Origin of the sequence: Algoriphagus sp. TR-M9 (genome assembly GCF_027594545.1) — a bacterium.
Classification (GTDB): domain Bacteria; phylum Bacteroidota; class Bacteroidia; order Cytophagales; family Cyclobacteriaceae; genus Algoriphagus; species Algoriphagus halophytocola.
Map to the genome: position 1 here is coordinate 2,911,085 of NZ_CP115160.1, position 20,798 is coordinate 2,931,882.

Below are 20,798 nucleotides of genomic sequence, written 5' to 3' on the forward strand. Positions count from 1 at the left end.
TAGGCACCTCACTTATAACGTACTTCATTCTAAATACAATTTCCCAACAGCGTGACTCCAGATTTAGCCTATTCTAAAGCTATCCCTTACCCCAGATAACATGAACCAAAATACCAATATCTCTAAACCTGAGGTTTACGACACCTTACTGAAAAAGTCGGAACAAAATGGGTTTACCATGCCCTCGGATTTGTACATAGGCACCTTGCTTAAATCTCTAGTAGCCAGCAAGCCATGTGGAAATTTCCTGGAATTGGGCACCGGTATGGGGCTTTCATTGGCTTGGATGGTAGCGGGAATGGACGATTGCGGATCCGTCATTTCCATTGACAATGACCCCTCGCTATGCCGGATTGTTCAGCAGCATTTCAATTTAGATAGCCGGGTCAATATTCTTTGTCAAGATGGATCAGAATGGATCAAAAACTACAGTGGAGACCAGTTTGATCTGATTTTTGCAGACGCCTGGCCTGGCAAATACAGCGAATTGGACGAAACTTTAGCCTTATTGAAACCTGGAGGGTTCTATGTAATAGATGATATGGACGAACAGCCAAACTGGCCAGAAGGACACGCAGAAAGAGCCGAGGAATTGATCAAGGTTTTAGAAGCAAAATCAGGATTTTCATGTACCAAAATGAATTGGTCCACAGGAGTGATCCTACTCTGCAAAATGAATTAAGCTCAAAGCACCAGCAGGTAAATAAAAAACGTAATTACCCCCAGTCCTAGTCCAATGATGAAAACGGTATATGCATGGGAAAGCAATTTGTATTTTCGGCTCAAAACCTTGCCCTGATAAAACAGTGAGATTGCCATTTGCTCATTTATTTTCTTTTTGCTGGGCAAAATAGAATCCAGCTCGCTCAGGTAATCATCCAGGTTGAAATTTGAACTTACTCCGAAAAACATCAAACTGGACTTGACCTCTGCTTCCGTATTTTTCTGTTTGCCCAGCATCTTGGGCCGGGCAGCTTGTACAGCCAAAATAGTGGAAACCAAACAAGTGCTAAGCAAAATCATGATCGGTACCAAAGTGACTATACTCTGGTAATCAATCTGATGAGAAATCGTACCATAGCCAATAATCGCCACTACCGATGAAATCACCAGCGCATTGATACTGATCACAATATTGGCCTTATTGTCAGCAATCTGCAGCAAATTACAGTTATTCATAAAAGTCACCCTAAAAAAAGTCTGACGCTCTCTTTCCGTTTTGTCTTTCTTCGGTTGTATAGTTTCTTCCATCTTATCTTTTCATTTGGCAATGAAATTAAACAATAATTACCCAATAAACTTAAGTTATTGATAGCGATTAATTTAGGGCTTTTCTACCAAAATCATAACAAAAAGGAAACCCCTGAAATCTTCTGTCCAATCGGAAAAGTCCCTATACTTATTCGATAAAACGAATGAACAATGAACGATTCAAGAAGAGAATTTTTAAAGAAAGCAGCTTTAGTCACCGGCGGAGCTAGCATCTGGAGTTCCATGCCCATGGCTGTGCAACGAGCTATGGCCATCCCGGCTGCTCCAGGGACCACTTTTTACGATGCAGAGCATGTGGTCATGCTGATGCAGGAAAACAGATCTTTTGATCACTGCTTTGGCACCATGAAAGGCGTACGTGGCTTCAACGACCCCAGAGCTATTTCTCTTCCGGATCAAAACCCAGTTTGGCTTCAGCCAGACAAAAACGGCAATCGTTTTGCCCCTTTCCGCTTTGATATCAAAGACACCAAAGCCACTTGGATGAGTGGCACGCCGCACTCCTGGGAAAATCAGGTGGATGCGCGCAACGAGGGAAAATACGACGGCTGGATCGAAGCCAAAAGACCGGGCAAACAATACTATGATTTACCACTCACCATGGGCTTTTATAGTCGGGAGGATTTACCGTTTTACTATGCTTTAGCAGATGCATTCACGGTATGTGATCAACACTTTTGCGCAGCACTGACTGGAACCACCACGAACAGAAGCTATTTCTGGACTGGAAAAACCCATGGTGCAGACGGTGAAAAGGCAAAAGTCAGAAATGGCGAACTGACCTACGGCAAGGAAGGCACTTGGAGAACTTTTCCGGAATTGCTGGAGGACAATGGTGTCTCATGGAAGGTATATCAAAATGAATTGAGCATCAGCACCGAACTTGAAGGAGAAGCAGAATCACTTTTGGCCAATTTCACTGACAATAATCTGGAGTGGTTTTCACAATTCGGTGTTCGTTTTCATCCTGAGCATTACCTTTTTCTGCAAAAAAGACATCAATCCCTACCTTCCGAAATCGCTGAATTAAAGGTGAAAATCGCCAGCAATCCAAGCAATCTGGAAGAACTGGAAAAGGAACTGAAGGAGAAGGAAGAAGGTCTGGCTTACCTGGATGTTTACCTGAAAAAATGGAATGCTGAAGAATTCGAGAAACTTTCAGAACGCTCAAAAAACCTCCATAAAAAGGCTTTCCAAACCAATATCGGCGATCCTAATTACCACCAAACAGAAAAGCTTGCCTACCAGGAAAATGGGGAGGACAGAGAAACCCTGATTCCAAAAGGCGACATCCTACACCAATTCCGTAAGGATGTCAAGGAAGGTACTTTGCCAACTGTCACTTGGCTAGTTGCTCCGCAAAAATTCTCTGATCACCCTAGTGCACCTTGGTATGGCGCCTGGTACGCTTCGGAAGTCATGAACATATTGACAGAGGATCCGGAAGTGTGGAAAAAGACCATTTTTATCATTAACTATGATGAGAACGATGGCTATTTTGATCACGTCCCTCCTTTCGTTCCTCCGAATCCTCATGAGCCAAACGGCAAAATGTCGGACGGACTTTCCAGTGTGGGAGAATTTGTGACTGCTGAAGAAGAATTGAAAGATGGCTTCAAACCAAATGAGGCAAGAACCAGCCCAGTTGGTTTGGGCTATAGAGTTCCACTGATCATCGCATCCCCCTGGTCCCGAGGAGGCTGGGTGAACTCAGAAGTTTGTGATATTACTTCTACGATACAGTTTTTGGAGAAATTCCTTTCGAAAAAGACCGGAAAGAAAATCGAAGAAACCAATATCAGTTCTTGGAGAAGAACAGTCAGCGGGGACTTGACTTCGGCTTTCCGCCCCTATAATGATGAAAAAATCAAACATGCTACCCCTGTCAATCAGGAGGAATTTGTCAAGCAGATTTACAACGCCAAATTCAAAAACATCCCTACCAATTTCATCAAATTAACGGAGGCCGAGGCGAAAAAGGCCGCATTAAACCCTAGGGATTCTGCCGTTTTCCCAAAGCAAGAACCCGGTACCAAACCTTCCAATGGATTGAAATATGATCTGCATGCGGATGGAGAGCTCAGCCCAGACGGAAAGAACTATCTCATCACCTTTACGGCCGCTCAGGAAATTTTTGAAAAAAACAGTCTGGGTTCAGCCTTCAATGTTTATGCGCCGGGCAAATACAGAAACCCGAAAACAAAAGCTTTCGAACCCGTAAAAACCTGGGCGTTTGCGGTAAAATCCGGCGATAGCTTTACCTATGAATGGCCAGTTTCAGCATTCGAAAATGGAATTCCTCATCTGCGGGTTTATGGCCCAAATGGCTTTTTCAGAGAGTTTATGGGCAATACTCCTACTAGTTCCTTAAAGCTAAGTGCCCAGGCAGTTATAAAAAACAAGAAGGCAAAAGACGAACTGCAGCTGCTGATCAGGAACACTTCTTCGGGAAACCTCACGGTGACAGCAAATGACGCAGTGTATTTGAAATTGAATGAAGAAATCAAGCTGGCCCCGGGAGCTAAAAAAACACTGAAGATTGACACCAAAAAATCTCAGGGCTGGTATGAAATCAATGTCTCCACCAAAGAAAATCCGGATCTGAAAATCACTTATGCTGGAAGACTGGAAACTGGCAAAGACAGCATCTCAGATCCGCAGATGGGGAGAGTAATTTAGGCTTCAGGTCTTAACTGCATTGTCCTAAGAGCATAAAGATGAGTACAAAAACCAAGACTGTTCCTAGGCATCCTCCACCTAGTTTGTATGCTCCATAGCCTGCGATTAGTCCTTTGAAAAGATTGTTCATGTCGGGAAAGTTTATGTTTTAAAATGATAGCTATGGCAACAATTCACAAGTTGTGCCATAGCTGTTTTTAGTCTAGAAACACATTGGAAATTTGATTATCCGCAACTCTGCCATTGGTACAAAATCTATATGAATGGGTGCTAATAAACGTCAACAGACCACAGTCAACAGTCCGGTGCCCATTTTTTCAAACCTCAAACCTTATTTAATTTGGTCAGTGGCAAAAAGCAGATACACCAATTGAAAAACAATAAGGCTGAGTAATAAAACCCCGTTTTGAGACAAGAGCCATTTCCCAGTTTGGGAAAAATTACTGTTGATCAAGCATCCTAATCCTACTAAAAATCCGCGAAAATCCGCGGTTCTTTTCTGCGTTAATCTGCGGGAAAATGGTAGAGACATTACAGAAAAAAGTAACCTAGAAGCAGTTAAAAACTAAGATTGAGGCCACTTCCGTCTCCCAGCTTTTTAAAACACCAATAACCCATGCTCTCTAAGAATCTCCCAAACCTCTGATTCCAGCATTTCCTCAAAGTCTCCGAAAGATTCCTCATAGCTTTCACGGATTGGCTTCAGGGTATTCAGCTTTTGATTATAACCGACTGTATGGAGCATTTCTGCAACCCACTGACCTAATTCCAATGGAAGCTCCATGGCGAAGTCCTCCTTTTTTCCTGAAAAAATCAACTCAGAAATCTCGTCTTCTTCGAAAATCTGAAGCTCAGGCTGTGCTCCAATCCACAGAATCCTGTTTCGATCTTTATATTCCGCAGCAGGCTCATTCCTGATTTCGTTGGCTATGTAATCCTTAGAAACCGTTGTCTTTGGAACTTTTGTATCAAACCAATCCTGAAGCGGAACATCGAAGCAGACCCCATGCATGTAATTGAACAACGATTTGCGCAGCCCCTCACCAAAAAGCTCATGATCTGCTCCTGTCGGATCCTCGTGCGGAAGGTCATTATTGGCAAAAGAACCTGCAGTAGGCATAAGATTAACTGCTCCAAAAGCTTTGGGATCCAGCCCAACCGGACTGTGCGCTGTCATGGCAAATCTATGCCAGAAGCCTGATTGGATCACTCCAGCTTGGATCAATTGCCGAACCATCTCCAAAGAATCAATCGTTTCCTGAGCTGTCTGGGTAGGAAAACCATACATCAGATAGGCATGCACCATGATTCCTGCCTGGGTGAAATGATTGGTCACCTGAGCGACTTGGGAAACCGTGACGCCTTTCTTGATCATCTCCAACAATCGATCTGAAGCCACTTCCAAACCTCCGGAAACGGCGATACAGCCAGAAGCTCTCAGAAGTCGGCAAAGATCAGCTGTGAAGCTACTTTCGAAGCGGATATTCGTCCACCAAACCACAGAAAGATCCCTACGAAGAATCTCAATTGCCAGATCCCGCATCAATGCCGGAGGCGCAGCTTCATCTACAAAGTGAAACCCATTTTCACCCGTCTGAGCTATAATCTCTTCAATTCGATCACATAAAATCGACGCCGTGATAGGCTCATATCTTCCTATATAATCCAGCGACACATCGCAAAACGTGCATTTCCCCCAGTAGCAGCCATGAGCCAAAGTCATCTTATTCCAGCGCCCATCCGACCAAAGTCTATGCATGGGATTGGCAACCTCGATCACAGAAAGGTAATCCCGGATCAGCAAATCACTGTAATCCGGCGTTCCCACTTCCCGCTGAGGAACGTCTTTGGCAGGATTGCTATTGCAAAAAGTCACTTTACCAGCTATTCTGGTAAAGGTTCTTTTTAACTCAGAAACCGGAATTTTCCCATCCAGATGATCGAGCAAAAGCCTGATCGGCGCTTCTCCATCATCCAAAACGATAAAGTCCATGTAATCAAAAACCCGAGGTTCCTTCAGCGAGCGTAATTCCGTATTCGGATACCCTCCGCCCATCCAAAGCACCAATTGCGGATAATACTTTTTGAGGTATTGCCCGCATTTGAAAGCTCCATATAGATTACCGGGAAAAGGCACAGAAAAGGCAACAGAAGTTGGTTGGTACTGTAGTATCTTTTGCTCCAGCAAGTCACAGAGCATTTCATCGATCAAACCTGAGGGTTGATTAAGCGCTTCCTGCATTTCATCAAAGGAATTGGCTGACATGCCCAAACGCTCCGCATAGCGGCTAAATCCAAAGTGTGGATCGATCTGCTCAGAGATCAAATCTCCAATATCTTCCAGATAAAGCGTGGCGAAATATCGTGCCTTGTCCCGAATTCCCAGCGTCCCAAAAGCCCATTCCAGATCATCCAATTGCTCAAAACGACTTGCCTCAGGCAGGTAATCTCCCTCTGCAATTCTATAAGTCAGGGTAGGATTTCTGTCTTGTAGAAAAGCAATCACCGGATCTATGGTCTGAAGGTAATTCGCTTTCAACCGTACAATCCGCGCAGCATTATCTGACAAGTCTGCATCCTGAGCTTCTATTTCCTGAAATATCCTTGTCAAGCCAGATTTTGAAAAAAGCTGTAAGATCACCTCTATTCCCAAATCCACTTGATTGGAAGCCACACCAATTTGGTTGAGGTATCCTTTCAGATAAGCCGTAGCAGGATAAGGCGTATTCAGCTGAGTAAAAGGCGGGGTAATAAAGAGAACTTTCGAGGCCAAGAGTCTAGTCGATGATATGTCGCTGCAAGTTCGGAAGAATTGTTAAGTATTGAGTGATTATCCCAATTGAAAGCTGTAAAGAGGTCCAATCGAAAGATAATTTATTGGACAAAACTTGTCTATCGCCGAATAGGCTCCGAAGGAGTCAAACTATTCATAACCCTGTACGAAGTGCAGGGTAAACGAATCTTCAGCCGACTAAAGCCCTGAAAGGGCGGAACTTTCAGTCACACCCCTTCGGGGTTAGCCTTTTTACCTTTTCTAGATCACCCCCCGGCTTTGCCGAGGGTCATGAATTGTTTCAATCCTTCGGATTTACTTAGACAAAACACAAGCTCATACTATTACAAACCCAAACTTCTCTTCCTCCACAGAAATTACACGAGTGAATTTATTTACTTCATGCAAATCAGTAAATTACACGACAACCCATAACACCAAAACCATGAAGGAATTAAGAAAAGAAGACATAGATCAAGGCGTTTTTGACCTGTATGATGCCTATGCGCACAATAAACTGGAGCGAAGACAATTTATCGAAAAGCTCTCTGTCTATGCCGTAGGAGGTGTGACAGTCGCTGCGCTGATGAGTGCCATGATGCCCAATTACCGGGATACCCGCACGATCAAATCAGATGATCCACGCCTCGCATCAGAATACATCACCTACGATTCTCCCAAAGGCGGAGGCAAAATCAAAGGTTTACTTTCTACTCCAACAGGAACTTCAGGAAAAGTGCCTGGAGTAGTAGTCGTGCATGAAAACAGAGGTTTAAACCCTTATATCGAAGATGTAGGAAGAAGAACAGCCGTAGCTGGATTTATTTCTTTGGCACCAGATGCACTCACTCCGTTAGGTGGATATCCTGGCAATGACGATGAAGGCCGTGCAATGCAAAGCAAGCGGGACAGAAATGAAATGCAGGAGGACTTTATTGCAGCTTATGAATACCTGAAAAACCATCCTGACTGTACTGGAGAAGTGGGCGTGGTAGGCTTCTGTTTCGGTGGATGGATTTCCAATATGATGGCAGTACGACTGCCACAACTCGGCGCAGCAGTTCCTTACTATGGGGGTCAGCCTTCCGCTGAGGAAGCAGCCCAGATCAAAGCACCACTGATGCTGCAATACGCAGGCTTGGATGAGCGTGTAAATGCCGGATGGCCAGCCTACGAGGAAACCCTAAAAGAAAACGGAGTAGAATACCAGGCCTTTATCTATCCTGAAACCAATCACGGTTTCCACAACAATACCACCCCTAGGTACGATGAAGCTGCGGCTACTTTATCCTGGGAAAGGACGATAGGGTTTTTTAAGGAGCATTTGCAGAGCTAATCCGATAAAACAAGGGGATGGGACAAACCCCTCTTTTTTTGCTCCACTAAATTTTCAATTAGCCCACGATAAATGAAGTCATCCTTATTCTATACTGCTTTCCTTATTTTAATATTTCTAAACTTATCCTGTACTGAGAAGAAAAAAGATTGGTCTGCCCATACCCAAATCACAAAATGGCCTGAGGGCAAAACCGGAGCTGTGTCTATCACCTATGACGACGGGATTATCAATCAATTGACCATCGCCAAACCCATCATGGACAGCTTGGGATTGCCAGCTACTTTTTTCATTATTACCGGAAAGGTTGAAGGTTCTGCTCAAGGTAAATTTATTGGCCGGGATCCGGAATCCATCATTTCTGAAACAGCCTCCGTAAAGACGGATAGTACTAATTTCTTTGAAAGGGCCTCCCTCATCGCTTTCACAGGCACTAGCGAAGCTGAGCTTTACCATGCTAATGTGGGAGCCCTTTATGAAGCGGGCAAAATAGCAGAAGCCTATGCCCTCCTGGACGAAGGCTATGAAAAAATAAGAAAAGGCCGCATGAAGGATACGGAGGATGTGGCTTTTCATAACAACCCAGTTGACACTACAACTTGGGAGCAGTATAAATCATACCAAAAGCAAGGACATGAAATCTCTTCACATACGGTCACCCATCCTAGACTTGCGGTGCTGGATGAAGCAAATATGCGCTATGAATTAGAGCAAAGTAAAGCTGACTTAGCAAAGTTTATGGGAGAGGAATCCACATTTTCGGCTGAAGGCCCGTATGGCACAGAGAATGAAAGGGTAATGGAGTACGCGCACAAAATCTATCCTGCGCTTAGGAATCGAATGCCAGAGGACTGGTTAGCAGAAATAAACCGAAGCAGCAAACAGCAGCCGGGTGCGTCCAGTAAGGAATATGTGCAGTGGCAACGCGGTGCACTCAGCCACACAAGTATTGAGCAAATGAAAGCTTGGACAGACACGGTGAGAGCTCATGACAATATCTGGCTAGTCTTGGTGATACATGGAGTGGAAGATTATGGCTGGGAACCCATAAAGCGGGATGAACTCGTCCAGTACTTTGCCGATCTCAAGGAAAATGAGGAAGCTATCTGGATAGGGACTTTTGGTGATGTGACCAAATACCTGCGAGAGCGAAAGGCTACAAAAATCAGTTCCACGTTGAAAGAAAATGAAATCAGGCTTCACCTAGAATCCGATCTGGATGCAAGCACTTATAATGTTCCGTTAAGTTTTAAAACCTACCTGCCCGAAGATTGGAATGGGGTTAGCTTGGTAAAAGAAAGTGGGAATTCGCCACTTAAAACCCATACTGATCATAGAGGGAAATATGTTAGCTATTCGGTTCCTTTCCATCAAACCCAGGTGGTACTGATTTCAGCTGAGTAATATCAGCCGGATTGAAGGAGTTCCAATACAGCTCGCACTCTTGGAAATCTAGTATTTCCATTAACCCACTGAGCGTAGTCCAATCATTGAGCTAGGCGTAGTTTGTACCTACACCTTTCTATTCTCTAGAATTTTAATTCTTATCCAGTTCAACCCCTTCAGGGTTGGCATTCATCAAGAGTAAGTCCCCTATCCACGGGTTTCACCCGCGGTTAATGAAAAGTTGGACCACTTCGTGGTCGTGCTTATCAATTTAATTCTAAAACAAGACCCCGAATGGGGTCAAATCTCTCAATAACCATGCGTGCAACCCATGGTCAGCGGATACACGGAGAATACCCCACGATCCTGAAAGGATCGAACATTTTCTCTCTCCCTACATTGCCAATACCACTCAAATCCCCAGTGGGAAAATCCACAACAGCGACCGAGACTGATTCTCTATATATTGAAACTAAACCTTGTGTGATAACAAAGTAACGTGTATTTTGAGAGGCTTTTAAAAGGAGAAAACCAAACTTTTTATCCAAAAAAATGAAATTCACTACCATTTACCAAGGCGAAAACAAGATTGAAATCTTTAACTCCTGGCTGGGAAAAGAAGTCATAAAAGTAAATGATGAAATCGTTTCGTCTAAATATTCGGTATTTGGAACTGACCATACTTTCTCGATGATGGACAATGGAATCGAATCCCATTGTAAAATCAACATAGGCTATGGAATCAACGGTATAGTCTTTGACTTTTATAAAAATGAGAGGCCAATCATAGAATCTCCCCGAGCTGGATGTGGTTTTATATTCTGGTTAATTCTACTAGTTGGCTTTATTGTCGGAGTAGCTGTGAACCTCTTAACACGCGGTTAAGAAACCCATTATTACGATACTTTGAATTTTTCCAGGGTGTAAAATTCAATAGCAGAATCACCGAAAAGTTCTATGACTAAGCTAAACCATATATTTTATGAACAAAATAAGAATAATAGGACTAATACTTATAATCATTGGAGCTGGAGTGATGGTTGCACCACACAATGATCTAACTGGCTTTCTGTCTGGTTGTTTTATTGGAGGTGGGACGGTAATACTTATCACCGGGAAAATCGGACGGTATGAATCCAATTAAATAGAGATAGCCACCAATCGTGCCTTTGGCACTCTCCTAAATCGAGTTTTCTACTCACCCCGAATTCCATTCTGGGTTGCTACGGGTCTTGCCGTTATGCCCAAGTGAGTGTCTTCACTCACTTTCTAAATCGGCTAGAAGAAAGTTGTGAGTGAAGACACTCACAACGGCAGAGGGACCACGGTGGAGATACACATTTACCTTCCCCACTCCTCTTATCAAGGTTTTTTCCTGCCTATCCCCAACCTCGGCGTACTAATTGCTACCTTAAGGGCAACAACTTATATTTTTATACATGAACAACAACAAATTCAACATCGCCGTCCTCATCGACGGGGACAATGCACAAGCAAAATTGATCAAGGAAATTCTCGAAGAGGTTTCCAAATATGGCAAGGCCACCATTCGTAGAATCTACGGAGACTGGACCACGCCACATATGAACAGCTGGAAGGAAATGATCAACCTGCATTCTTTCAGCCCCATCCAGAAATTCTCCTACACCACCGGTAAGAACTCCACCGACAGCTCCATGATCATCGATGCGATGGACATTCTTCATAGCAATAGTGTGGATGGTTTTTGTATAGTTTCTTCAGATTCAGACTATACCGGTTTAGCCAAAAGAATCCGTGAAGAAGGCATGTTTGTGATGGGAATCGGGCGTAGAATCACCCCAAAAGCTTTTGTGCAGTCTTGTGAGATTTTCACCTATGCAGAGAACCTTTTGCCTGCGGAGAAACCCAAACCCACTCCTAAGAAAGCGGAGAAATCCCAAACCTCCACGAATAGAAAGAATGTGGTAGTAAACGAGGAAGTCAAAAAAGAACAGCCCGAAAAAGAAAATGCTGAGTTGGATCTAAGTCTGATAGACAAGGCTTTTGAGATCTCATCAGATGAGGAGGAGGAAATCCACATTGCCAAGATCGGGGCATCACTGAGAAAGATAGACCCCAGTTTTGACCCGAGATCCTATGGGTTCAGAAATCTTACAGAGCTATTCAAAAATCTGGACAAATATGTCGTGGTAAAAAATCTGGTGAATGGATTGAATTATCCGCTGGTGAAGCTGAAATAGAGGTTCACGCTGGAAGACCGATGACGGAAGACCGAAGTACCTTCAATTTAGCATTCAACAATTCCTATGTTGCTTTTACGTCTTTTTTATTCAAAAAACTTAAGTTTATAAGACTTGGCTATCTGTGGTGTTGGACGCAACTTCCGTCTTCGGTCTCCCGTCTTCCAGCATTTCTACCGGCACCGGTCATCGGACATCCGTCACTCCACTTCTTCCAACTTAAACACCTCAAAGCTCATCAGATCTTCTTCGTTTTTAGGATTGTCAGGATGGTTGATTGAAATATTCAAACCTTCCTTACTCACAAAGGAATTGCCTGGATGGTAAGTATTCTTAGGCATCAGGGTTACTTGTTAAAAAAACATCACTGAAGTTAATCTGACTAAAATAAAACAGTTTCTAAACTTAACTCAGTTTTTCGAACTGATATTAAAGACAAATGCCCTATACTTTAGCAAGGCCACAAAGATTGCCCCTCCGAAGGCATTGCCCAGTAGCGCTGTGCTTTGGAAGGATAAGTAATCCCATATAGAAATAGCCGGTGAACTCAGCATCCCTGAAAACACCTCCACACTACCTATGATGCTATGGTGCAATCCTGTAAAGGACATCACTGCTGTAATCAAAAATATCATCACTATCCTACTGATGGTATCTCTGGATGAAGCCAGTAGCCAAGAGAGTAATCCCATTAACCAACCCGCAACTATAGCACTTACAAAAATAATCGGCAAATCGGCGTGTAACACATGACTGGCGATATCCACGACCACCTCCCTATCGAAGATACCCAAGTGGGGGCCCAGCCATAGCAGAATACCGGCCATTAGATAGCCACCCACTAAATTCCCGGAGATCACAACGCCCCATAGCTTCAGCATACTGCCGATAGTTCGCTTTTTATTTAAAACCGGGAGCGTCAAGAGCGCCGTCTGTTCGGTGAATAGTATGCTTTGCCCCAGCACCACCAATATAAAACCCAGTGGATAAACCAATGACACGATCCGGATGATGGAGCTTTCGTCATACTTACCTATCAGAAAAAAATACACCGAACAAATCATCAGGTAACTGAAGCCAATCTCTAGTCCTGCGGTCAATGAACTGGTAAACAAACTCCGGTAACTCTTGTCATAAGTCTCCAGCGCATCTGTAATCTGATCCCGCAAAATCTCTCCATGGGTTTTAGCCGAATCCTTACTTTTTGACTTAGACTTACGAAGTTCATTATCGATTTCCCGCTGCTTTTCAGCTTCTAGCTGCTCTTCAGTCTTTTCTTTTTTCCACATAGTTTGGATGGTGATTGGTTAATTCCCGAAGCGGTAATTTAACCCGGATTTTGCATTAGATTTCGTTATGAGGGCAGTATTTGCAATATAATTAAGTAGTTTGGAGTCTTTTAAATAAATCAAAAACCACCTACGCCTTTCTCCCAGCAAAGCGACCAAAGCAATCTAAGTTTTGGAGGGTTTAAAAGAAGATTTTTTGATCTTACGGATACCGTCCTGCTAAATAAAGGAAAATAGGATACCGCAAAGGTTCAGTCAGTAATAAAAAAAATCGGATTATCCACAATTTTCCCTGTATCCTAAAGTCTTAGCTCACTCGGGCAAAAGTCAGATAACCGAAGCGGACTAATCCATAGGATTAACCTAATTCTATCAGCTTTTATTTTTCCACTTTCGCCAAAGCTGATATGCATGAAACAGGCAAGTAAACCTCAAATACACAGAGGTTAACTTTCTAATTCACTGTTCTGCAAGCGGATAGTATATTAATCGCAAATCGATTATCATCTTTCAAAATATCGAAAAACTCATTCAAAAAAGCATGCATATTGTCGATTTCCCGCTCATTAATCAAGGGCTGTAGATCATTCACAGCTTCAAGAAGCTGCTTTTCGTTAGCCAAATATTCCTGACGGATGGCCTGCATCATCGGCTCTTCCCTGCAATATCCCCGGTACAAGCGTTCCTTCACGGAGGATATCTCGAGCAAATTACTCACCTGCGAATAGGGCGGCATCACCAGCCCTGTCATGTCAAAATCATAAGCCAGGGGAATCACTGAATCATCTTTCAGTCTCAGGATTTTCATGTTATGCTGATTTAGAGAAGACCAATCTGTGTTGCCAATCATGAACTGGAAATAATCATGTCGAACCGCAGAACTATCCTCCAATAAAGTCCCAATCACCCTGGTATTTTCTAAAATCTCTGCATCAAACCGCTTTGCCACTTCATCATCATCTTCGACTAAAAAGCCCAATAGCTGCACTGGCTCGCCTTTTTTATCATCCTCATTCAGAAAATTGATGCGTACCAATCGAGTCCGAAAGTAATGCTGATTTACTAATTCATACATTTGATAACAAGCAAACTCCTTTGCTACAAAAGAATCCGCATTGGAGTTTTTGGCACAAGGAAAAACTATTTTCAGCTTTCGGTTTCCTTGCAAAATCGTTCCCTTTGCCTTCTTCTTTTTGATTTTCATTCGCAGCGGTGGGTAGAAGCAATTCTGCAATCGAAAATTCCCCCTCACCCTGAGTTCCACTTCCAAGGAATCCATACTACCTGATGAATTTTTGTACGCGAAAAAAGAGTCCATATAGGTGGAATCGTTGGTAAACTTGCGGAGATTCTTCACTGAAAACCCCATATTCACATCTAAAATCTCCTCATTATCAAAAAGTCTGGCTTCCTGCTTGGCATGTACAGAGAAAGTCAAGAAAATCAACCCACAAACCCAAAACAATAGCTTTTTCATTTCACTAAAATTTATCCTTAAAAAAGAATGAAGCTGACTCCTGAAACATCTCCATCCGAACTTTGTCAATTTAAGGATAATGCAGTGATCTTTCCCCAATCCTTAAAAATACTGAATAATGAAGTCTCAAGATAACTGAGACTACGGCAAGATTGATATCCCTTTACGGTCTTATGCTGACTGCATCCAAAGTTCCTACCGGGATCCTAAGCCTGCATTGAAAAAGGCAATAACCTCTCTGTTGCACAAGGTTGAATAGGTACATTTTAACCACTGACCCATGCAGCTGATTCCTAATCACTACCTCTCCCTCGCTTCCCAGATCCTCATAAATAGCATATGCGCCATCCTCCTCGCATGTTCTTTGGCATAAGCCGCTACTTCTCCTTCAAAATACCGGTCAATCGTCCCAAACCAAAGCTCAAGCCAGTTTCCAAAATGCGCTTGCTCAATACTATTATCTACCTCGGCATCCACAGTTCTATGGACTTTGACCGGATTAAACTTACCCGCTCCCGGCCCGGTTTGCAGCAGGATCATTTCCCAGAAATCACTCAAATGAACCAAATGCGTGTCCCAATCTTTGACTACTCCATTGAAAATAGGACCAAGCAATTCATTCTTTCTGACTTGATCATAAAATCTCCTCACCAAAAAATCCACTTCTTTTCTAGACCTTATCTCCACTCTATCCATAGCATTTCACTTTAAAATCGGCTCCAAAACTTCCAGTTTCCCATCAATATCCTTAGGAATCGGCAACCCCAGAATTTTACATATTAAGGGATACACGTGGATATTCTGAAAAGTTTCAATTTCCATTCCCGACTTGAATGCCGGGCCATTGGCATAAAATATCGCATGCATGTCCTTGTAAGCCGGACTGTATCCATGTTCCCCAAAAACCTCGGTATCTAAGCGATCTGCATTCTCATTCAGGCGATTCAGCGTAGTCTCCCAAGCCAGGTAATAATCCCGATCTGGAATAATCAAAATATCCCCAATCCTGCTTTTGTACAGCAGATCCTGATAGTTTTCCTTATGATCTACATCTGTGATATGAATGGGCAGCGTGGACTTTTCCAATTGCTTGATTACTTTTTGCTTATCACTTGGATTCTCGAGGTATAGATGGGCCAAAGCTCCGTTATTTACCACCCTGGCCGGAATACCCTCAGTCAGCTCACTCAGGTTCAGGTAATTTCCCAAAGGCACTTCCATCATTCCATGATCGGAAACTATAATCACATTGATGTGCTCATCGTAGCTTTTCAAGCCCTCAAACAAAGCCCCCAATTCATAATCCAATTGCTTCAACCTAGCACCCAGCTGCTCATCGTTATTGGGCCCGTATCTATGCCCAATATCATCCATATCGGAGAAATATAGCGTAATCATACTCGGGCGCTTTTCCGCGGGCATTTCCAACCACTTAAACACTTCTGTCACCCGAGTCAGATTGCTCACCCTACCATCATAGGGATAATAATAGCTGGGACGCACTCCCTGTACATCAGCCTCCGAACCCACAAAAAAATAACTTGCCGCCACCTGCTTGTTTTGCTCTGCCAGTACCCAAAGCGGTGTCCCTCCATACCAAGTGCCGTCTTGTACGATCTCGGTTTTGCCTATGCCATAGGTTTCATTCTTCTCCGGATCATAAAAAGAATTGTCCACCAATCCGTGATGCTCAGGTTTCATCCCAGTGGCGATGGTGTAGTGGTTTGGGAAAGTTTTACTCGGAAAAGAAGGCATCATACTCTCTGCCGCCACACCATTCTCGATGAACTTCTTCAGGTTTTCCGGTTGAAAACGCTCTACGTAATCGTATCGAAAACCATCGAGGGAAATCAAAATCACTATGGGTTTTTTATTTTTTTCCTGAGCCAAAGCAGCATTGGAAAATGCTAAAACAGCAAGTAGCAGTAGAGCATAAAATCTTTTCATCTGTTTATTATTCGTCTAGTAAAGGCCATAACCTGTCTCGTGAAGAAGGATACGGGATGGAAGGTGGCTCCATGGATAATCATCCAGCTGCATGTCGCCTCCGAGGTACTCGATTTCATAGCATAAAATTTCCCCAAAAATACCTGCTTAAGTTTTGGCAAGCAATCCAACTTCCACTTATAACAGTTTGGTAACCTCCTGCAAATCCTACTCTACTGCCCGAAATAGGAATGATCCTCCAACCAGTCTTTCAATCGGTCTGGCCAATGCTGAATACTGACGAACTCTGAGCGAAAGCCCATATTGAAGGCATGCTCATCTTTGGAATAAAGATGCAATTCCACATCTGCTCCTGCTTTGCGATAAGCCAGCATGGTCTCCACTACAGTGTCCGAGCAGCACTCATCTTTATTCGCGGCCACAAGGAATGCCGGCGGGGCGTCTTTTGCAACGGATTCCGGCGTCCCTAGAGGTCCCGGGTAAACTTGAATCTGAAAATTTGGCTGAGCAGCAAAGCGATCTACCGGATCGCTTGCATCAGGTTTACCAGGATTGGCATCATAAGCCACCCAATTCACCACCTCTCCTCCTGCCGAGAAGCCCATGATCCCCACTCGATCTGGGTCAACCTTCCAAGCTTCGGCATTTGCCCGGACCATACGCATGGCACGTATGACATCCTGAGTAGGATGGGACGCATCATACGGGGAGTTTTCTTCGCGAAACAACCTGTATTTCAATACCCCCACAGTCAGACCTAGCTCATTGAGAAATTTAGCAGGAGCAACCCCCTCTCCATTGTAACCCAAATTCCTAAAACCTCCACCTGGGCAAATCAAAATGAATGCTCCATTCGGGTTTTCTGGCTTGAATAGGGTAATACTGGGATTATGGATATTTCTCACCCACCAATCCTGGGCTAGCTCTGGCTCATCTTTTCGTTCTTCAAAACCAGGTGCACCGTTTTCCCACAGGTAAATTTTCTCTCCGCTTTGCTGCGCAAAAACAGTACTGCATAGGCATAGAAGCAGCATTAAAGACAATGGATAAAACTTCATCATAGGTAGAATGGGTTATGGGCTATTTCACTACAAAATTGACCACTCAAACTACCATTTTTCTTGTAAAAACAACTTGATTCTCTCCCTTTACTCCACAGTTTCGGGAATATTTTCCCTTCATAGACTTCGCAAAACAGGTCCATTTGCTCCAAAAAGCAGTTGGTACACCTATTGGAATGAAGAGCTCATCAAACAACTCAAACTATGAAAACGACCAACAAACTTTTAGCAACGGCATTAATTTCTTCCATCACCCTTGGGGGTATTAGTTGCAAATCTAGTAATGCCGTAAAAGGCGGTGCCATAGGAGGTGCCGCAGGAGGAGTTCTAGGTGGAGTCATTGCCGGAAAAGACAATACCGCCGTAGGTGTATTGATAGGGTCTGCCATAGGTGGATCTGCGGGTGCAATCATCGGAAATGAAATGGACAAGGCAGCCGAGGAACTTCAGCGCGACCTGGAGGGAGCAGAGGTGGAGCGTGTAGGAGAAGGAATAAAAATCACCTTTGATTCCGGCCTGATGTTCCCGGTAGATCAAGCCGAACTAAATGCAGCCTCTAGGCAAAACCTGGCGGAATTATCAGAAACCTTACAGAAATACGAGGAAACCAACATACTCGTAGAAGGGCATACGGACAATACCGGTTCGGAAGATTACAACATGAAATTAGCTGAAAGAAGAGCCTATTCCGTAGAAGATTTCCTGACTTCCAATGGCATCGCTAAGAAGAGACTGGAAATCACTGCCTATGGTGAAATGCAACCCACTGCTACTAACCAAACGGAAGCTGGGAGACAGCAAAACCGCCGGGTGGAAGTGGCCATCTACGCCAATAAAAAAATGCAGCGAATGGCTGAACGAGGTGAACTGGGAGAAGAATAAATCTCCACACAAGCCCTTTTTATTGTTCAAAAGGCGACCAATACGGTCGTCTTTTTTTAATTTTCACTCAATAAATTCTGGTAATACTTCATCCGCTCTTCATTACCCACGGCTCTATTGAGCAGCATCAGATTACTCAGCACACCTCTGTTTGACCCATATTGCAAGGCATTCTCATAGGCTGTAATAGCCTCAGATTCTTTACGCTGCACAATCAGAGATGCCCCTAAGTTCGTGTAAGCAGAGAAAAAATCATCCGGACCGGCAGCGATGGCCTCTTTGAAATACTGCTCAGCCAGCGGGTAATTTTTGTCTTTATAGAATGCAATAGTTCCCAGGTTGGTCATCACCACCGCGTTACTAGCCTCTATATCATAAGACTGGAGAAATTTCGCCTTTGCCCCTAGGGTGTCTTTCAGCTCCAGAAGTGACTTACCATACGCTGCAAAGTAGGTCGGGTACTTCTCCGCACTGCCATAGTCTGGATAATTTGGCTCCACTGATTTATAATTTTCCACGGCCTCAGCATAGTTGTTCTTTTTGAAGGCATCATTCCCTGCCTTCATATCCATCTGAAAGGCCACCTCAGCTATATCCACGCCCTCTGCATACTTGGCCGCATTTTCCTTATCCCCTACTTTGGTATATAAATAGGCCAGATATTTCCTCACTTCCTCTTTATCTTCCTGCTCCAAGGACTTTTCGAATGCAGCTATCCCCTTTTGGTATTGATCAGATTGTATATAGGTCAAACCCAGATTGATATAGGTCGCAGCTAGATTTGGATCATCTGTTTTTAAGCTTCGCAAATACAATTCTTCAGCTTTGTTATATTTACCTTGGTCGTAAGAGAGGGAAGCATATTTAAACCATCCATAATGTTTATTCGGATTTCGTCTTACACTACGTTGCAGCACGTCGTAGGCTCTGGCCGTATCCTTCATCCCGATCAGCACTTCTGCCAGTGTGTTGAGGTACTGGGGAACCAAAGTGTCTTTTCCCAAAATCCCAAACATACGGTCATATTCCCTGACCGATTCCTCGAAATAATCAAAGGCTGAATCCGGAGCGGTCTTCTCGATGGACTTCCCTTTTAGCCTAAGTTCTTCTGCATACATCATGTGTGTCCTCCAGCTATTTGGAGCAGTCTGCACACCGGATTTTGCCAGGGTAAGTGAGTCTTTCCAAGCTTTACTTCTAGCTATGGTTTTCCAGGAAAAAGCCAACAAAACGGGAACCAAAACCAACAGCATGACAGGCCCCACTTTCTCGACCTTCATCCACAAAAGCAGGCGATACAAGCCATAAACCACTACTAGACAAAAGGCCAAAGAGGGAATAAACTGGAATCGCTCGCCGAGATTGGAACCTATAATCAATGCATCTGTGAGATTCGCGAAAATGGAAAAAGTGGCGAAATAAAACAGAATCCCAAAACTGAATAAACTTCTATTTTTAAAACCTTTCACGGCAAAATATATCAGTGACCCGAAGAGCAGCAAACTCAACCAGACCACAGGGTTTGCAAAGGTTTGGATTTTCAGTTGACTGAAGGAATAATCCCATGACAAGGGATGCGGAAACACCAACAGCTTTACATATTCCAGATAAATATATAGGTTAGTAGCTAGTCGCTCCCCACCTTCTGCTTGATAGAGAATAGAGTTAATGATAGAGTTATAAGTAGTGGCTGCATCGTCTAGGACTACGCTTCGAAAAACCATATAGATCACAGCCGGCACCACAAAAGGAACCAGATGCTTCAGAGAATCAATCCATGATCTTCTCAGGATAAAGTAGCTCAGCAAAAACACCACGGCGATGAAGGTGATTGTCTCTTCCTTAGAAATCAAGGACATAAAAAACAAAAGCCCAACTCCAATCCCATAAGGCAAGCGGAGTTTTTCAGCTTTGGTAAACCAAAGTAAAACCGCAGAAAAGCCGAATAAGGAGGCCAATAAAGTATCCCGGCTTTTCACAGAAGCCACTACCTCTGTATGAATGGGGTGAACGGCATAAAGAACCAATATCAATAAAGCTATATAAGCCGGAAGATGCCTCTTAGCTATAATTTTGTGCAACAAAAAACCTAAAACCAGCAACACCAAAAAATAGAGCAACACATTGGCTACATGACCATTGGCAGCATCAAACTCACCAAAAACCGCATACTCTACCGCAAAAGTCAGCAGGGTAAAGGGTCTATAAATACTGGTGTTCACTGGATTGATCTGGATGAAATTCATCGAGCCGTACCGGAATAGTTCCGTCCACTCATCCAGTCCTTTTTGGGTCACCCTATTGAAGTAAGCATAGATGCCGTCATCGCCGGTGTACCCATAATTATACGTTTGTGCATAAAGTGCTGCACCTAGAAAAGCAATCAAAAAAATCCAATAAACAGGTTTTAACTTCATTCTGAAAGGGTGTTGTTTTTTTTGAAAATTAGGGAAAAAATCAAAATGAACACAGTC

At 43.5% G+C, this 20,798-nt stretch carries 16 protein-coding genes; 7 read left to right on the top strand and 9 right to left on the bottom strand.

The window, feature by feature from the left end; translation table 11 throughout:
- Positions 1-100: 100 nt before the first annotated feature.
- On the top strand, positions 101-682 hold the full coding sequence (locus tag PBT90_RS12205) for an O-methyltransferase (protein WP_264810865.1): 582 nt from the start codon (positions 101-103) through the stop codon (positions 680-682).
- 2 nt (positions 683-684) lie between these two features.
- On the opposite strand, the gene PBT90_RS12210 is transcribed toward PBT90_RS12205, so the two are convergent.
- A complete protein-coding gene (locus PBT90_RS12210; protein ID WP_264810866.1) occupies positions 685-1,251 on the bottom strand; it encodes a Pycsar system effector family protein in 567 nt (188 codons plus the stop codon).
- Positions 1,252-1,422: 171 nt separating this feature from the next.
- On the opposite strand from PBT90_RS12210, the gene PBT90_RS12215 reads away from it, so the two are divergent.
- Positions 1,423-3,951: a phosphocholine-specific phospholipase C gene (locus tag PBT90_RS12215; protein ID WP_264810867.1), complete on the top strand. Its 2,529-nt coding sequence runs from the start codon at positions 1,423-1,425 to the stop codon at positions 3,949-3,951.
- Positions 3,952-4,549: 598 nt separating this feature from the next.
- Here PBT90_RS12215 and PBT90_RS12220 read toward each other — a convergent pair.
- Complete coding sequence (locus tag PBT90_RS12220; RefSeq protein ID WP_264810868.1) at positions 4,550-6,724, bottom strand: B12-binding domain-containing radical SAM protein; 2,175 nt, start codon at positions 6,722-6,724, stop codon at positions 4,550-4,552.
- 445 nt (positions 6,725-7,169) lie between these two features.
- Here PBT90_RS12220 and PBT90_RS12225 point away from each other — a divergent pair, with 445 nt between their 5' ends.
- The 4 genes from PBT90_RS12225 (at position 7,170) to PBT90_RS12240 (ending at position 11,668) form a co-directional block, all read left to right on the top strand.
- Positions 7,170-8,060 carry a dienelactone hydrolase family protein gene (locus PBT90_RS12225; RefSeq protein WP_264810869.1) on the top strand — a complete coding sequence of 297 codons (891 nt, stop codon included), beginning with the start codon at positions 7,170-7,172 and terminating at the stop codon, positions 8,058-8,060.
- A gap of 72 nt (positions 8,061-8,132) precedes the next feature.
- Positions 8,133-9,464: a polysaccharide deacetylase family protein gene (locus tag PBT90_RS12230; RefSeq protein ID WP_264810870.1), complete on the top strand. Its 1,332-nt coding sequence runs from the start codon at positions 8,133-8,135 to the stop codon at positions 9,462-9,464.
- A gap of 534 nt (positions 9,465-9,998) precedes the next feature.
- Entirely contained in the window at positions 9,999-10,331 is a 333-nt protein-coding gene (locus PBT90_RS12235) for a hypothetical protein (RefSeq protein ID WP_264810871.1), read from the top strand.
- 554 nt (positions 10,332-10,885) lie between these two features.
- Entirely contained in the window at positions 10,886-11,668 is a 783-nt protein-coding gene (locus PBT90_RS12240; protein ID WP_264810872.1) for an NYN domain-containing protein, read from the top strand.
- Positions 11,669-11,868: 200 nt separating this feature from the next.
- Here the strand turns inward: PBT90_RS12240 and PBT90_RS12245 are convergent, their stop codons facing one another.
- The 6 genes from PBT90_RS12245 to PBT90_RS12270 all read right to left on the bottom strand — a co-directional run bounded on the left by PBT90_RS12245 (position 11,869) and on the right by PBT90_RS12270 (position 17,442).
- The gene (locus PBT90_RS12245) at positions 11,869-12,009 is read right to left on the bottom strand and encodes a hypothetical protein (RefSeq protein WP_264810873.1); all 141 of its coding nucleotides are present in this window, start codon (positions 12,007-12,009) and stop codon (positions 11,869-11,871) included.
- A gap of 69 nt (positions 12,010-12,078) precedes the next feature.
- The gene (locus PBT90_RS12250; RefSeq protein ID WP_264810874.1) at positions 12,079-12,957 is read right to left on the bottom strand and encodes a formate/nitrite transporter family protein; all 879 of its coding nucleotides are present in this window, start codon (positions 12,955-12,957) and stop codon (positions 12,079-12,081) included.
- Positions 12,958-13,411: 454 nt separating this feature from the next.
- Positions 13,412-14,434: a hypothetical protein gene (locus PBT90_RS12255; protein WP_264810875.1), complete on the bottom strand. Its 1,023-nt coding sequence runs from the start codon at positions 14,432-14,434 to the stop codon at positions 13,412-13,414.
- 300 nt (positions 14,435-14,734) lie between these two features.
- Positions 14,735-15,130, bottom strand: a complete 396-nt coding sequence (locus PBT90_RS12260) for a group III truncated hemoglobin (protein WP_264810876.1) — start codon at positions 15,128-15,130, stop codon at positions 14,735-14,737.
- Positions 15,131-15,136: 6 nt separating this feature from the next.
- On the bottom strand, positions 15,137-16,381 hold the full coding sequence (locus PBT90_RS12265) for an alkaline phosphatase family protein (RefSeq protein WP_264810877.1): 1,245 nt from the start codon (positions 16,379-16,381) through the stop codon (positions 15,137-15,139).
- 212 nt (positions 16,382-16,593) lie between these two features.
- Positions 16,594-17,442, bottom strand: coding sequence for an alpha/beta hydrolase (locus tag PBT90_RS12270; protein WP_264810878.1), 849 nt, complete (start codon positions 17,440-17,442; stop codon positions 16,594-16,596).
- Positions 17,443-17,646: 204 nt separating this feature from the next.
- On the opposite strand from PBT90_RS12270, the gene PBT90_RS12275 reads away from it, so the two are divergent.
- Positions 17,647-18,324, top strand: a complete 678-nt coding sequence (locus tag PBT90_RS12275) for an OmpA family protein (protein WP_264810879.1) — start codon at positions 17,647-17,649, stop codon at positions 18,322-18,324.
- Between the two features lie 56 nt (positions 18,325-18,380).
- Here the strand turns inward: PBT90_RS12275 and PBT90_RS12280 are convergent, their stop codons facing one another.
- Positions 18,381-20,741 (bottom strand): tetratricopeptide repeat protein, encoded by a 2,361-nt coding sequence (locus PBT90_RS12280; RefSeq protein WP_264810880.1) that lies wholly within the window; start codon positions 20,739-20,741, stop codon positions 18,381-18,383.
- Positions 20,742-20,798 lie beyond the last annotated feature (57 nt).

What these genes read in the sequence shown, in the direction of transcription:
- PBT90_RS12205 (WP_264810865.1), top strand. Translation starts at nt 101, where the DNA reads ATGAACCAAAATACCAATATCTCTAAACCTGAGGTTTACGACACCTTA.
- PBT90_RS12210 (WP_264810866.1), bottom strand. Translation starts at nt 1,251, where the DNA reads ATGGAAGAAACTATACAACCGAAGAAAGACAAAACGGAAAGAGAGCGT.
- PBT90_RS12215 (WP_264810867.1), top strand. Translation starts at nt 1,423, where the DNA reads ATGAACGATTCAAGAAGAGAATTTTTAAAGAAAGCAGCTTTAGTCACC.
- PBT90_RS12225 (WP_264810869.1), top strand. Translation starts at nt 7,170, where the DNA reads ATGAAGGAATTAAGAAAAGAAGACATAGATCAAGGCGTTTTTGACCTG.
- PBT90_RS12230 (WP_264810870.1), top strand. Translation starts at nt 8,133, where the DNA reads ATGAAGTCATCCTTATTCTATACTGCTTTCCTTATTTTAATATTTCTA.
- PBT90_RS12235 (WP_264810871.1), top strand. Translation starts at nt 9,999, where the DNA reads ATGAAATTCACTACCATTTACCAAGGCGAAAACAAGATTGAAATCTTT.
- PBT90_RS12240 (WP_264810872.1), top strand. Translation starts at nt 10,886, where the DNA reads ATGAACAACAACAAATTCAACATCGCCGTCCTCATCGACGGGGACAAT.
- PBT90_RS12245 (WP_264810873.1), bottom strand. Translation starts at nt 12,009, where the DNA reads ATGCCTAAGAATACTTACCATCCAGGCAATTCCTTTGTGAGTAAGGAA.
- PBT90_RS12250 (WP_264810874.1), bottom strand. Translation starts at nt 12,957, where the DNA reads ATGTGGAAAAAAGAAAAGACTGAAGAGCAGCTAGAAGCTGAAAAGCAG.
- PBT90_RS12255 (WP_264810875.1), bottom strand. Translation starts at nt 14,434, where the DNA reads ATGAAAAAGCTATTGTTTTGGGTTTGTGGGTTGATTTTCTTGACTTTC.
- PBT90_RS12260 (WP_264810876.1), bottom strand. Translation starts at nt 15,130, where the DNA reads ATGGATAGAGTGGAGATAAGGTCTAGAAAAGAAGTGGATTTTTTGGTG.
- PBT90_RS12265 (WP_264810877.1), bottom strand. Translation starts at nt 16,381, where the DNA reads ATGAAAAGATTTTATGCTCTACTGCTACTTGCTGTTTTAGCATTTTCC.
- PBT90_RS12270 (WP_264810878.1), bottom strand. Translation starts at nt 17,442, where the DNA reads ATGATGAAGTTTTATCCATTGTCTTTAATGCTGCTTCTATGCCTATGC.
- PBT90_RS12275 (WP_264810879.1), top strand. Translation starts at nt 17,647, where the DNA reads ATGAAAACGACCAACAAACTTTTAGCAACGGCATTAATTTCTTCCATC.
- PBT90_RS12280 (WP_264810880.1), bottom strand. Translation starts at nt 20,741, where the DNA reads ATGAAGTTAAAACCTGTTTATTGGATTTTTTTGATTGCTTTTCTAGGT.